This is a genomic window from Streptomyces sp. NPDC088732, from assembly GCF_044751205.1.
Taxonomy (GTDB): domain Bacteria; phylum Actinomycetota; class Actinomycetes; order Streptomycetales; family Streptomycetaceae; genus Actinacidiphila.
In genome coordinates, this window is record NZ_JBIVLI010000001.1 from 643,093 (window position 1) to 656,345 (window position 13,253).

Here is a 13,253-nt window from a genome sequence, read left to right on the forward strand (position 1 = left end):
GGCCTCGGCCGCCGAAAGCAGCTGCCTACGAGCCGGACACAGGGCGACGGCCCGGACGCCGGGGGTCCAGGCGTGCAGCGACGTGGCGGGGGTCCACTTCGACGGCGCGGGCGAAATGCGGCCCGTACGCTGCCGCCGCGCTCGGTGAGCGTGCTGACGGCGGGCCGGGGCCACGGCCCGGACCCCGGGTCCACACGCGTCATACCCGCCCGGCGCCGACGCGGCCGAGGTCGACGTGGACCGCGCGAGCCGGACAGCCGCCAGCGTCACCGCATGCCGCTGACGAGCACGGCCGCCCGGGCCCGCCACCCCAGGACCCGTTCGGCCTTCGCCGCCGCATGCAGCTGCCCGCGACCCACGTACGGACCCCCAGGTCAGGCCATCGGGCCACGCCGCCCCGGGACGACGCCGTGCGCCGCCAAGCTGCGGGCGCAATCCGTGAGCGTGCTGACGGCTGACCGGGTCCGCCAGCCCAGGACGCGTTCGGCCTTCGCCGCCGAGTGCAGATGCCTGCGACCCACGTACGGACCCCCAGGTCAGGCCATCGGGCCACGCCGCCCCGGGACGACGCCGTGCGCCGCCAGGCTGCGGGCGCAATCCGTGAGCGTGCTGACAGCGGGCCGGGCCCGCCAGCCCAGGACGCGTTCGGCCTTCGCCGCCGAGTGCAGATGCCTGCGGCCCAGGTACGGGGCCACGGCCCGGACCCCCGGGTCCACGCGTGCCATGAGGCGGACCGCGAGGTCGGGCAGCGCACGGGTGGGCACCTTGCGGGCGGCGTCGCCGAGTTCGTCGCGCAGCACCTGGGCGATCTGCGACATCCACAGGAACTCGCCCGTCGCGATGAACCGTTGACCGGCCGCCTCGGGTGCGGTCATGGCCCGGATGTGCAGGTCCGCGAGGTCGCGCACGTCGACGACCTCGAAGCCGATACGCGGTGTGCCGGGCATGCGCCCGGCGAGCAGGCGCTCGACCACCTGGACCGAACCCCGGTCGGCCGGACCGAGGACCGGGCCGAAGACGGCTCCCGGCAGGATCGTGGTCAGGGCGGCCGCCCCGGCACCGCCCGCCTCGGCGAAGCGCCAGGCGGCCCGTTCCGCCACGGCCTTGGACCTGCGGTAGCCGGTCAGCGTCGGGTCGTCGGTGTCGGTCCACCGGGACTCGTCGCTGTCGCTGTCGGCAGTGGCGAGCGGGGGCGACGCGGCCGCGCACGCGGAGGTCGTCACCACCCGCTTCACGCCCGCGCCGGCCGCCGCGCGCAGCACCCGCAGGGTGCCGTCACGGGCCGGGCCGATCAGGGCGTCCTGGTCGCGCCCGGTCTCCGTGCCCAGGGGGGAGGCCACGTGCAGGACGCGGTCGCAGCCCGCGACCGCCTCGTCCCAGCCGGCGTCGGAGGTGAGGTCCGCGACGGCGAACGTGAGGCGGCCGCCCGGTTCCACGGCCGTGGTGACGGCCTCCAGCACGGCGTCGCGGCGGGACGGGGAACGGACCGTGGTGCGCACCTCGTAGCCGCGCCGCAGCAGTTCGACGACGCACCAGCCGGCCACGAAGCCCGTTCCGCCGGTGACCAGGATCGACTCCGTCATGCCTTCTCCCCCTCCGCGGCAGCCGTGTTGATGTCCGCGCTCGTGAGCACCCGGGGGCCGCTGCCGCCCCGCCGGGTGACCGCGAGCGCGGCGCGGCCGATGGCGTCCGTCGTGGTGGTGTGGCGCGGGAACAGCCGCCGCAGGACGGGGTAGGTCCACGAGGTGGCCCCGTAGAGCAGCCGGCTGGTCCGCGACCTCGGGCGGGCGCCGTGGCGGGGCCGGATGTAGCCCGGGCGGAAGACGTAGGTGCGCAGGGGCAGCGCCAGGAGCTCGTCCTCCGCGCGGCCCTTGACCCGCGCCCACATGGTCCTGCTCGCGCTGTCGGCGCTCGCGCCCGAGACGTAGACGAAGGTCAGGTCCTCGGTGCGCGGCAGCAGCACGCGGGCGGCGGCCAGGGCGTAGTCGCGGGTCACGCGGGTGTACTCGGCCTCGGTCCGCCCGGCGGAGGGAACTCCGAGGCAGAAGAAGCAGGCACCGGCGCCCGCGAGTTCGTCCGCGACGTCGGTGAGATCGGCGAAGTCGGCGGGAGTGACCTCGCGGAGTTCGGGGTGCCGGGTGCCCAGCGGCCGCCGCACCACGGCGACGACGCTCTCCACCTCGTCGTCCAGAAGACAGGCCCGCAGGACGCCGGTGCCCACCATGCCCCCGGCGCCGAACACGACGACCTTCACGTTGCTCCCTCACGGAATGGGGTCGGATAAACGGAGGATTCCTCCGGATGAGAGTACGGAGGAATCCTCCGTTTAGCAACGGGGTAGGTTGACCCGGTCGAAGGAGGCCACAGGAGGCACGATGAGCGAAGCCCGACCGATGCGCGCGGACGCCCGCCGCAAGCGGGAGGCCGTCCTCGCCGCGGCCGGCGAGGTCTTCCTCGAACGCGGCATCGACGTCGCACTCGACGAGATCGCCCGGCGGGCGGGCGTGGGGATCGGCACGCTCTACCGGCACTTCCCGACCCGCGAGGCACTGGTGGTCGGCGCCTACGTGCGCCACATGGACCTGCTCTGCGACGAGGTCGACGGCCTGCTCTCCGAACTGCCGCCGGACGAGGCACTCGTGACCTGGATGCAGCGCTTCATCGGCCACGCGGCCGAACAGCCCGGCATGGCCGTCGCACTCAAGGCCGTCGTCCACGCGGCCGACTCCGAGGCCGTCCGCGCGGGCCACGAACGCGTCTTCGCCGCCCTGCGCACACTTCTCGACGCGGCCGAACGCGCCGGCACCGTCCGTCCCGGCGTCTCCGCCGACGACCTCGCCGGCGCCCTGAGCGGCTTCAGCCTCATCACCGGCCGCCCCGGTTCCCGCGAGCGCTCCGACCGCCTCGTCGCCCTCCTCGTCGACGGCCTCCGGCTCGGCGCCCCCGGCCCGGGCTGACGGGGGTCGCGTGGACACCACCGGCACACGTCTCTGACCGCTTCCTGACATCGCCTCACTACCGTCCCGCGCATGCGCACGCCTCATTACCGCTCACGCGGTCACCAAGACAGCTCCGCCGGGAGCCTCCGGCACGCGATCGGCATGTCCGTCGCGATATCGGCGGCCGTCGCCGCACTGGTCGCGCCCGCCGCGGCCGCGAACGCCGTACCGCACGACCCCGCGTTCACCAGCGGCGCCCGGGTGACGGCGGGACCCGACACCATCACCACCCATGCCGGTGCCACAACCCCGCGCGAGCGCCACCGGATCAGCGCCTACTGGACCCCCGAGCGGATGAAGCTGGCGGGCGCCATGGTCCCCGAGATCACCCCCGTGCCCGAGGACGACAACACGCCGGACAACCCGCGGCCGCTCCCCGCGAACACGCCGGACCCGGGGGCCGTGTGGACCCACGGCGGGGCGGTGGAGAGGAACATCGGCCGCCTGTTCTTCACCTTCTCCGACGGCTACGACGGCAGTTGCACCGCGACGGTCGTCGCCGGCGCCAACCGCAGTACGGTCATCACCGCGGCACACTGCCTGCGAAGCGTCGGATCGCCTTCCGCCGACGACACCTGGAACCACAACTTCTGGTTCGTGCCCGGCTACCGCAACGGCACGAAACCGCTCGGCGGCTTCAGCGTCAAGGCCATGGCCACCTCCTCCCGCTGGAACGTCGATCCGGACACCACGGACTCGTCGGACGTCGCGGCCGCCGGCTACGACACGGGGCTCCTCGTGGCGAACCCCGCTGCCGGCGGGCGCCCGATCGCGGACGTCACCGGAACCCAGCGCATCGGGTTCGACCGACCCGTCGAGGACGCGTTCATCCACGCTTTCGGGTACCCGAACAACGGACTCAACGTGCCCGGGGACACATACGTGGGATCCCGCATGATCCACTGCGCGGGTACGAGCCACCCCGGCCCCAAGGCCCCTCTGCTGTGGGGTGAGACCTGCGACATGTCGGCGGGTTCGAGCGGAGGCCCCCACCTGGCCGACTTCGACACCGGCACGGGCACGGGCACCGTGGTGGGCGTCACCACCACCGACGAGGAACTCGCGGGTGGTCAGGCACCCACGCTCTACGCCACGCGTCTCGGCGACAGCGCGCACCGTCTCTACACCTGGGCGCAGTCGCGATAGAACCCCCGACCGCTGCACGCCGGTGCCCCCGGCGTACAGCGGGGATCCGCTACTCGGCGCGCCACCGTGCGGCCAGCGCCGGCCCCACCTGATCGAGGTAGGCGGCTGTCAGGGCGCGGATCGCCTCGACGCTGCTGTCCTGACCGGTGGCCCACGTCCGACTCGTCACCCGCAGGACCCCGCCGAACATGGCCACGGCGACACGCGGTCTCGGGTCCGTCTCCATGTCGACCCCTTCCCGCTCGGCGATGACCCGGGCGAGTTCGTCCTCCAGGTCGGCGGACCGCCGTAGATGGGCGGCGAGCAGTGAAGGTGTCGACTCGATCATGTGGAAGGTGCGCATGTGCAGGTCGGCAGGGATGACCTCGACCGACTCCCCGAGGGCCTCCCAGCCGGCCAGCACGGCCTGCCGCAACGCGTCCATGGGGCCCTCATGAGGCGGGCGTTCGCGCACGGCCGCGAGGAAGCGGGCCTCCGCGAGGTCCTGGGTGAACAGGGCCACGTCCTCCTTGCCCGCGAAGTAGCGGAAGAAGGTGCGCTGGGAGACGTCGACGGAACGGACGATCTCGTCCACCGTCGTGGGCTCGTACCCCTGGGTGGCGAAGAGCTCGAGTGCGGCCCGTACCAGCGCGTCCCGGGTCTGCTGCTTCTTCCGCTCACGCAAGCCGGACACAGGTGCGGCCGATGCGGGCTCGGTGATCTCCATGGGCTCCCTCTGCTGAACCGGCAGGCCGGCTCGACCTGCCCCGGGAACAGTGTGGCAGACTCTGCCTCATGTCAGCGATTGCCAACTGGCAGTGGCTGACATAATCTTGCGGGCGGTCGGACACAACAGAAGGACACAGCGTGCTGATTGCCGGTTTTCCCGCTGCCTGGGGCACCAACTGCTACGTGGTGGCGCCCGCTTCGGGGGAGGAATGCATCGTCGTCGACCCGGGCCACGAAGCGACCGAAGGTGTCGAGCACCTCCTTGCCGAGCACCGTCTCAAGCCGGTGGCCGTCGTTCTGACCCACGGCCACATGGATCACGTCGCCTCGGTCGTCCCTGTCTGCGGAGCCCACGGCGTACCGGCGTGGCTGCACCCCCGTGATCGCTACATGCTGACCGACCCGGAGAAGGCCCTCGGCTTCTCCATCGGCGCCCGCTTGCTCGGTGAACTCACCATCGGCGAGCCGGACGACGTGAAAGAGCTCACCGACGGCACCACCCTTCACCTTGCCGGCCTCGATCTGTCGGTCAGCCACACGCCGGGTCACACCAAAGGTTCCGTGTTCTTCATGCTCCCGGAGGCGGAGCAGATCCCCCAGGTCGCCTTCACCGGCGACACGTTGTTCGCCGGAGCGGTCGGACGTACCGACATGCCCGGTGGCGACACGGAGGAGCTGGCCGAGTCACTGAACCGGGTGTGCCTGCCTCTGGACGACTCGACGGTGGTACTGCCGGGTCACGGGCCCCGGACCACCATCGGACGTGAGCGAGCGACCAATCCGTACTTCTCGAAGAACACAGCCAGGCTTCCACGGCGCACTATGTGACGGACGCACGTCCGGCACTTTCCGGACCGGATCGCCCGAAACCCACGGGCGGAAGGTGGCGTCACCATTCTGTGCGCCTGCGTGTCCACCGTGCTCGGATGAATGAACAGCGTTTCGAGGGTTCGGCAGAGCTTTTCGTAAGGGCCGTCAAAGTGACGGCGAAAGACGCCCCAGAACCTCGGAGCACCACGTGAGAAGAGCACTCCCCACCGCCGCGATACTCGTCACATTTGTCGCCGGCGCTGCTGGGTTCGTCCCGTCCGCCCTCACAGCACACACCGGGGAGCAGCACAGAACACCGGCGCCTGCTCAGCAATTCCGCGTAGGCGCCGTCTGCGCCTTCGACTTCGGCTTTTCCACCGAGGTGTCCTGCGGGCTGGTGGGTTTCGGGGACGTGCGCCACCACTGCCCGGGCGCCACCGACGCCGCCATGTGCCCGAGCACCCGTGGCCTCACGCTCAAGAACACGGGAAGCGTGCCGATCCAACTGATCGCCGTGAGCGGCTCCCGCCCCGGCGACCGGCAGGAAGCCGCACCCCGCACCGTGCGAGTCGGCGCCGACACGGTGGTGCGCCCCCGTGCAGGTGACGCGTTCCTGTACGACATCGTCCTGCGGTGCAACGGCGGCCACGCGAAAGCCGCGGTGGTGGCAATGGCTTGATCTGCCGGCACAAGGGCACGGCGATGAATGCGAAGGGAACGAGAGCGCCAGAATGCCATTTCAGCGCCACGTGGCGCCCGTCACCTCGAGTTGCCAACTCACCGCGAATACCCGCCGAGTGAAGGTCCGCACGCCGAACCATGGAGATTTCTTCACCGTCTCCGGAACGACGGAAATGGCACCGGAATCCTTTGAGGACGTCCGGCGACCTCTGCTGGCGTCCCCGATCGTCCTCAGGTCGATTGCGAGCGAACACCGTACGTTCTTCGGCTTCGCCGGACGACATCGACGGCTACGTACGCCGCGTCAACGAGGACCTGCAGCGCTGGCAGCAGATCAAGACCTTCCGCGTCCCGCCCCGCGACCTCGACGTGGAACACGGCGACCTCACACCCCGCCGGCCCGTCGTGGAACGCGAGTTCAAGGACCTCATCGACGACATGCACTCCGGCACGAGGGAGGAGTGAGCGGGCGGACCGGGAGGCGAGGGTCCGGGCCGCTCGCGGGGCGGCCTCACCAGGGCGCTACGTCGCGCGGCGATCGCCGGGTTCGGCCCCCGATGGATCCGTGGGGACCGCGGCCAGCTCACGCCAGAAGTCGATGATCATTCGCTCGAAACGCAGCCCCACCTCCAGCGTGGCCCGCTGGGGCGAGCCCTCCTCGGTCTTGCCGGAGGACACCAGCCTCCGGTACTCCGCGAGCCGGTCCTCATGGGCCTGGATCTGCTCTGCGGCGAGCCGGGCCACAGCGTCGCCCGCGTCGCCGGCGCCGGCCGCGCCGATGTCCCGAAGCCGGTCAGTGGGCTGGAAGTAGAGCCGCAGCAGCCCCTCGTCGTGGATCTCGGTTATCGCCTGCGTGGGCGTCGTGAGCCACCGGTGGAGTGCCCGTCGCCCTTCGCCGGTGAGGGACAGCGTTCGGCGACGACGCCCGCCCTCCTCCTGACGTTCGACCACCAGGCCGCGCCGCACCAGTCGGCCGGTCTGCTCGTAGAGCTGCGAGCGGGGGAAGGACCAGAAGTAGCCGATGCTCTCCCGGATGCGCTGGTCGAGCTGGTAGGGGGTGGCCCCGTCGTACCTGCTCAGCAGGCCGAGCACGACGTACGCGCTCATCGGGAGGTCACTGGGCATGGCTGTCTCCTGGTCCGGATGGTCTGAACCTCAATATTCCGATCTGGAACGTCCACACCGTACCGTGGGTTTGTACGGTCGGAAGGGAATCAGTGTGACCAGTGTGAATTTCACCAACCGGTACCTCGTCTCGGGCAACTACGCCCCTGTCGCCGAGGAGGTGAGCGCCTCCGACCTCCCGGTCACCGGCGAGTTGCCGCGTGAGCTGAACGGCCGCTACCTGCGAAACGGGCCGAACCCGCGGGGCGACGTGGACCCGGCGACCCACCATTGGTTCAACGGAGCCGGGATGGTGCACGGCATCCGGCTCCGGGACGGCAGGGCCGAGTGGTACCGCAGCCGCTTCGTCGAGAGCGAGCAGGGCGCGCCGAACACCAACGTCCTCAGCCACGGCGGCCGCATCCTCACGCTCATCGAGGCCGGGAGACCGCCGGTGGAGATCAGCCCCGACCTCGCCCGCATGGCGATCTGGGACTGTGACGGCGCGCTCAGCCGGGGCTTCACGGCGCATCCGAAGGTGGATCCGACCACCGGCGACATGCACGCCATCACCTACAACCTGCGGCACAGCTCTCTTCGGTACGTCGTGCTCGGGGCCGACGGCAAGGCCAGGCACAGCAGTGACATCGAGGTGGACGACGGCCCGATGATCCACGACATGGCGCTGACCGAGACCCGCGTCGTCGTGCTCGACCTCCCGGTCACCCTGGCCGCCGCCAAGCGGCTCGCACAGGCCGGCGGCCCCATGACCAGGTTGCCCCTCGTCTGGGACGACCGTCACGCGGCGAGGCTGGGGATCCTGCCGATCGGCGGGACCGCTGATCAAGTGCGGTGGATCGAGGCGCCGCGCAGCTTCGTCTTCCACGTCCTCAACGCCTTCGACAACGCCGACGGCTCGCTGACGATGGATGTCGTCCGGTACGACCGCATGTTCGTCCGCGACGTGTGGGGGCCCGGTGACGCCGAGCCGACGCTGGTGCGCTGGACGGTGAACCCGGCCCTGGGCACCGTGAAGGAGGAGGTGATCAGCGAGTACCGCGTCGAGTTCCCGCGGATCGACCCGGCACTGACCGGCCGGGCACACCGCTACGGATGGTTCGCCGGCTTCGGCGCGCACGGCCTGATGATCACTGACGACGTGAAGCGCGATCCCACCGACGGTTTCGGCGCCGGCCCCCTGGTCAAGGTCGACACCCGTACCGGCAGCACCACCGTGCACGACCACGGCCCCGGACGCGTCACGATGGAGCCCGCGTTCGTACCGCGGCCCGACGCCGTGAGTGAGGACGACGGGTGGATCCTCTCGGTCGTCCACGACGCGAACATCAACCGTGCCGAACTGGTCGTCCTGGACGCCGCCGACCTTGCGGCCGCTCCGATCGCGCGGGTGCACCTGCCCAGCCGTGTGCCGTTCGGCTTCCACGGCAACTGGATCGACGACAACGAGATCACGAACCGTTCCTGACAGGTTCCTGATATCGCTCGACCACAGTCGACCGGCATGGCCCGGTCAGAAGTGGCGCGAGCAGTCCCCGGGGGCGACCGTGGGCCGGCGAAGTCCGGAACGGTCCGGGCGGGCGTCGCCCGCCGGCCGCACGGCCCCTCATGGCATCCGTTGCCGGGGCACATTTTCGGAGAAGGCCGCGAGCCGCGTTCGCCCGGTCCGGTGGCGCGCTGTGTGGAGCGCCTGGCGGCGCCCGCAATGAGGCCGATTTTCCCGGCATCTTCACCCGAGATATCGGGTTTCACCGCAAAGGGATCGTCCCGCACGAAGAGAGCGAGTGGACAAGTGCAGTCTTCGGTTCTCAGGGACGACCCCTTGGTTTTTGCAGGAGGGTACTCATGAATGTCAGCCGAGTCGACCGGCGTGCAGGTTCGGCACAAGGCCACCGCACTGCTATTGAGTACGAGAACTCCCTGAGCTTGACCGCCATGCAGACTCACCATGCCGAGCAGTTTTTCACGGCATGGTCGCGCGGCCCGTTTTCGCACCTCTCGAAACTTGCCATACCTTCCGCTCCCGCACCTCGCGGGTTCAACCTCAAGGCACGCGGTCACCTTGTCGACGGCATGCTGTCGGCACGCGTGTACAGCGATGCCCTGACAGGGACCTCCGGAAGCCATCTGGACGAAGACCCGATCGTCACCAACGTCGTCACCTCAGGGTGGGCCGAATTCGAGTCGGGCCGGCAGAAGCACCTCGTCGGACCTGGGCAGATCTGCATTCGCGACACGAAGGCATCATGGAGTTTCTCGTGCGCGCCGGCGACGATCGGGCATGTCGTCTCGCTTCCGCGGCGTCTTGTGATTCCGCACATCAGTTCGCCCAGGGTGCTCAACCAAGGGCACATGGCCGAAGCGGACACGCCGGAGGTCCGGCTCCTCACATGCTTCCTCCAGGGCATCGCGAACAACACCGACGATTTCGCGGAGTCGGCTGCCACGCGCACCATGGCGCGGGACGCCTGCGCCATGCTGCTGGCAGGCATTGTTTCTCAACGCCCCGGACAGGCGAGCGAGCACCGAAGCGTTCTCCTGCGGGCCGCGAAGGAAGTGGTGGAGAACAACCTGGAGAATCCCGACCTTTCTCCCCGATTCATAGCCCGAAAGGTCGGGGTTTCCCTCCGGACCCTTCACCGCTATTTCGCGGAGGCGAACGAATCCGCCATGGAGTTCGTTCGGCTCCGGCGTGTGCAAAAGGCTCACGACGAGCTGCTGGGTCACGGCGACGTGATCAGGCTGTCCGACATCTCTGCGCGCATGTGCTATTCCGACGTGAGTCACTTCATCAGGCACTTCAAATCGGTGTACGGTGCCACACCCGCCGCATATGTGAAAGAATTCCGGAAAGCCGGTTCCGCGTGATGCCGCACCGCCGCACCCAGTGCGCTTCGCAGGAGGCTCGGGCCTGGACCCGCGACGGCAGGCCCGGGTGACCTTGGGCCGGTTAGAATGCCATGGGATGGGCTGACATGGGTGATTCTGCGAACGTTCCTTCCGTCGCGGAAGGCAGCCTCTGGGGTCCGGCGACGGCCGTGATCGTGATCGACGGCGCCGGGGTGGTCCGGGCATGGGACGAAGGGGCCACGGCCCTTCTCGGGTACCCGGCTGGGGAGGCGATCGGCAGACTCCTGGCAGACGTCCTCCCACCTGCGGGAATGGGGAGCCCTGAACCGAGTGGGCCCGGCCTCGCCGGGCACCTCGGACCGGGAGGGGAGGGCCGGCAGCTCCTCAGGCGCAGGGACGGCTCCCGCCTCGACCTGGACGTCAAGGTTCTGCCCGTCCACAACCCGAGCGGGCCGGCAATGAGCCTGATCCTGCTGGCCGACACGACACGCGTGTGGCCGACCCTTGCCGGCCGTTCGCTGCTGGAAGGGCTCGACCGCACAGCGCCGGTGGGCATGGCCGTGCTCGACACCGAACTGCGCTTCACGTGGGTGAACGACGCCATGCAGGAGATGTGCGGTGTTCCCCGGCAAGGGTTCCTCGGCCGGCGTCCGGCAGACGTCCTGCCGGGACTGGACGTGGCGCGCACCCAGGCCGAGATATCCGAGGTCATCACGACCGGAACGCCCTCCCTGGGCCGTGCCTACGCCGGACGGGTCCGGGCGGACGCCGCGCACGTGACCTACTCCACCTCGTGCTTTCGCCTGGAGACCGAGGACGGGCGGGCGATCGGCGCCTGCTACATCGTCCTGTCCACCACCGACCACTACCGCGCCCAGCAGAAGCTCACGCTGCTGAACGAGGCCCGCAAGCGCATGGGCAACACGCTCGATGTCGTCGGCGCCGCGCAGGAGTTGGCCGATGCCGCTGTCCCCGGGCTCGCCGACCGCGCCACCGTCGACCTCCTCGCCGCGGTGCTCCGCGGCGAGGAGCCGCAGCCTGGCCCGGCCGACGCGGCCACCCTGGCCGACCTGCGGTCGGCCGGATACCGTTCGACCCGCGGAGACGTCCCGCCGCCCATCCCGCGAGGCGAGCCCAGCGTGTATCCCGGGCGCTCGCCGACCGCCCGCGCGATCGCCGGCGGTGCTCCGTTGCTCATCCCCCACGTCGACCCCACCGACCCGGACCGCGACACGCATGGATGCCGCCTCGGCATCCACTCCCTGATGGCCGTTCCCATCCGCTCGCGGGACACGACCCTGGGAGCGGCCACTTTCGGGCGCTCACGGGACTCCGGACCGTTCACGCCGGACGACCTCGACCTCGCCGAGGAGATGGCCGCGCACGCCGCGGTGTGCATCGACAACGCCCGCCGCTACACCCACGAGCACGCCGCGGCACTGACCCTCCAACGCAGCCTGCTCCCGGTGGATCTGCCGGCGCAGAACGCCGTCGAGGCCACCTACCGCTACCTGCCCGCGGACGCGGAAGCCGGTGTGGGCGGCGACTGGTTCGACGTCATACCGCTCTCCGGAGCCCGGGTCGCCCTCGTCGTCGGGGACGTCGTCGGCCACGGCATCCACGCCGCCGCCACCATGGGACGCCTCCGTGCCGCCGTGCAGACCCTCGCGGACATCGACCTCGCCCCGGACGAGGTGCTCGCCCACTTGGACGACATGGTCAGCCGCATCGCCCTGGAAGCGCGGGATCCCAGCGGAGTCATCGGAGCGACCTGCCTCTACGCCACCTACGACCCGGTCACCCGGCACTGCACGCTCGCGCGCGCCGGGCATCCGCCACCTGTGCTCGTCGCCCCGGACGGCAGCGCCCGGCTCGTCGACCTCCCCAGCGGCCCGCCGCTCGGACTCGGGGGGCTGCCCTTCGAATCCGTCTGCTTCCCCGTACCCGAAGGCAGCGTCCTCGCCCTCTACACCGACGGCCTGATCCACACCCCCTCGCTCGACACCGACCGCGGCCTGCAGAACCTGACCGACGCCCTCGCGGCACCCTGGACCCCCCTGGAGGAACAGTGCCAGGCCGCCGTCACCGGCCTCGCCGACGACCGGCCGACCGACGACGTGGCGCTGCTCCTCGCACGGACAGGCGTCCTGGGGAAGGACCACGTCGCGTGCTGGGACATCCCCAAGGAGCCCGCGGCCGTTGCGGCGGCCCGGGCGAATGCGGCCCGTCAACTGGGCGCATGGGGGCTGGAGGACCTCGCCTTCACCACTGAACTGGTCGTCAGCGAGCTCGTCACCAACGCCGTCCGCTACGGCTCGGACCCCGTCACGCTCCGGCTCATCCGCGACCGCACGCTCATCTGCGAGGTCTTCGACGGCAGCAGCACCTCACCCCACATGCGGCACGCCCGGACGACCGACGAGGGCGGCCGCGGCCTTTTCATGATCGCCCAGATCACCGAACGGTGGGGTGCCCGCTATGCGAAGGACGGGAAGACGGTCTGGTCCGAACAAGCTCTCCGGCGGCAGATGCGGTGAATGGTCGACCGGCCACCACGCGCGGCATTCTCCGGGCTTCAGGGCATTGTTCGGCACACGTGAGTGACGTTGCTCTCAGTAGTTCCGGCCGGCCAGGCGCGCGGATTCCGGAACCGGCGCTCAGGTTCCATTCGTTCAGGGCGATATGGAGTGCTGTGGGCGCCTTGTTCGCCGCCCATGTCCAATGCCGCCGCCGAACGGCGTTGGACGAAAATGTGTACATCGACTTTGATGGCCACAACGCGGGTGCCCGGGGTGGAAATTGCCCGTACACAATTGACGTTCCACCGTCATCAAGGAGAGATCCGAAGTGGCCGAGCTGTTCTACGACGACGATGCCGACCTGTCCATCATCCAGGGCCGCAAGGTCGCGGTCATCGGCTACGGAAGCCAGGGCCAC

The 13,253-nt window shown here is 70.1% G+C and carries 12 protein-coding genes; 8 read left to right on the forward strand and 4 right to left on the reverse strand.

The genetic code is table 11. The features are described from left to right. Positions 1-536: 536 nt before the first annotated feature. Positions 537-1,583, reverse strand: coding sequence for an NAD-dependent epimerase/dehydratase family protein (locus tag ACIP9H_RS02790; protein ID WP_401957091.1), 1,047 nt, complete (start codon positions 1,581-1,583; stop codon positions 537-539). Continuing rightward, positions 1,580-2,254, reverse strand: a complete 675-nt coding sequence (locus ACIP9H_RS02795; RefSeq protein ID WP_401597065.1) for an epimerase — start codon at positions 2,252-2,254, stop codon at positions 1,580-1,582. The genes ACIP9H_RS02790 and ACIP9H_RS02795 overlap by 4 nt, the downstream gene beginning before the upstream one ends. A 121-nt stretch (positions 2,255-2,375) precedes the next feature. On the opposite strand from ACIP9H_RS02795, the gene ACIP9H_RS02800 reads away from it, so the two are divergent. Together ACIP9H_RS02800 and ACIP9H_RS02805 are read left to right on the forward strand one after the other, a co-directional pair. Continuing rightward, positions 2,376-2,957, forward strand: a complete 582-nt coding sequence (locus tag ACIP9H_RS02800) for a TetR/AcrR family transcriptional regulator (protein ID WP_401597063.1) — start codon at positions 2,376-2,378, stop codon at positions 2,955-2,957. 72 nt (positions 2,958-3,029) lie between these two features. Next, on the forward strand, positions 3,030-4,145 hold the full coding sequence (locus tag ACIP9H_RS02805) for a trypsin-like serine peptidase (protein WP_401957094.1): 1,116 nt from the start codon (positions 3,030-3,032) through the stop codon (positions 4,143-4,145). A gap of 49 nt (positions 4,146-4,194) precedes the next feature. Here the strand turns inward: ACIP9H_RS02805 and ACIP9H_RS02810 are convergent, their stop codons facing one another. Then, positions 4,195-4,851, reverse strand: a complete 657-nt coding sequence (locus tag ACIP9H_RS02810; protein ID WP_401597057.1) for a TetR family transcriptional regulator — start codon at positions 4,849-4,851, stop codon at positions 4,195-4,197. A gap of 140 nt (positions 4,852-4,991) precedes the next feature. Between ACIP9H_RS02810 and ACIP9H_RS02815 the strand changes: the two genes are divergently transcribed. From ACIP9H_RS02815 to ACIP9H_RS02825, 3 genes are all read left to right on the forward strand, one after another. Continuing rightward, positions 4,992-5,681, forward strand: coding sequence for an MBL fold metallo-hydrolase (locus ACIP9H_RS02815; protein ID WP_401957096.1), 690 nt, complete (start codon positions 4,992-4,994; stop codon positions 5,679-5,681). Between the two features lie 190 nt (positions 5,682-5,871). Continuing rightward, positions 5,872-6,342 carry a hypothetical protein gene (locus tag ACIP9H_RS02820; protein ID WP_401957099.1) on the forward strand — a complete coding sequence of 157 codons (471 nt, stop codon included), beginning with the start codon at positions 5,872-5,874 and terminating at the stop codon, positions 6,340-6,342. Positions 6,343-6,584: 242 nt separating this feature from the next. Next, entirely contained in the window at positions 6,585-6,809 is a 225-nt protein-coding gene (locus ACIP9H_RS02825; protein WP_401957102.1) for a hypothetical protein, read from the forward strand. 57 nt (positions 6,810-6,866) lie between these two features. Here ACIP9H_RS02825 and ACIP9H_RS02830 read toward each other — a convergent pair whose 3' ends face one another. Continuing rightward, positions 6,867-7,469, reverse strand: a complete 603-nt coding sequence (locus ACIP9H_RS02830; protein ID WP_401597050.1) for a helix-turn-helix transcriptional regulator — start codon at positions 7,467-7,469, stop codon at positions 6,867-6,869. Between the two features lie 94 nt (positions 7,470-7,563). Between ACIP9H_RS02830 and ACIP9H_RS02835 the strand changes: the two genes are divergently transcribed. From ACIP9H_RS02835 to ACIP9H_RS02845, 3 genes are all read left to right on the forward strand, one after another. Then, positions 7,564-8,934 carry a carotenoid oxygenase family protein gene (locus ACIP9H_RS02835; RefSeq protein WP_401597047.1) on the forward strand — a complete coding sequence of 457 codons (1,371 nt, stop codon included), beginning with the start codon at positions 7,564-7,566 and terminating at the stop codon, positions 8,932-8,934. A gap of 377 nt (positions 8,935-9,311) precedes the next feature. Further along, positions 9,312-10,334: a helix-turn-helix domain-containing protein gene (locus tag ACIP9H_RS02840; protein ID WP_401957106.1), complete on the forward strand. Its 1,023-nt coding sequence runs from the start codon at positions 9,312-9,314 to the stop codon at positions 10,332-10,334. A 107-nt stretch (positions 10,335-10,441) separates the two neighbouring features. Beyond that, a complete protein-coding gene (locus ACIP9H_RS02845) occupies positions 10,442-12,853 on the forward strand; it encodes a SpoIIE family protein phosphatase (RefSeq protein ID WP_401957109.1) in 2,412 nt (803 codons plus the stop codon). The last annotated feature ends 400 nt before the right edge of the window (positions 12,854-13,253 follow it).

Coding starts and splice junctions, on each gene's coding strand:
- ACIP9H_RS02790 (WP_401957091.1), bottom strand. CDS start 1,583: ATGACGGAGTCGATCCTGGTCACCGGCGGAACGGGCTTCGTGGCCGGC.
- ACIP9H_RS02800 (WP_401597063.1), top strand. CDS start 2,376: ATGAGCGAAGCCCGACCGATGCGCGCGGACGCCCGCCGCAAGCGGGAG.
- ACIP9H_RS02805 (WP_401957094.1), top strand. CDS start 3,030: ATGCGCACGCCTCATTACCGCTCACGCGGTCACCAAGACAGCTCCGCC.
- ACIP9H_RS02830 (WP_401597050.1), bottom strand. CDS start 7,469: ATGCCCAGTGACCTCCCGATGAGCGCGTACGTCGTGCTCGGCCTGCTG.
- ACIP9H_RS02810 (WP_401597057.1), bottom strand. CDS start 4,851: ATGGAGATCACCGAGCCCGCATCGGCCGCACCTGTGTCCGGCTTGCGT.
- ACIP9H_RS02845 (WP_401957109.1), top strand. CDS start 10,442: ATGGGTGATTCTGCGAACGTTCCTTCCGTCGCGGAAGGCAGCCTCTGG.
- ACIP9H_RS02840 (WP_401957106.1), top strand. CDS start 9,312: ATGAATGTCAGCCGAGTCGACCGGCGTGCAGGTTCGGCACAAGGCCAC.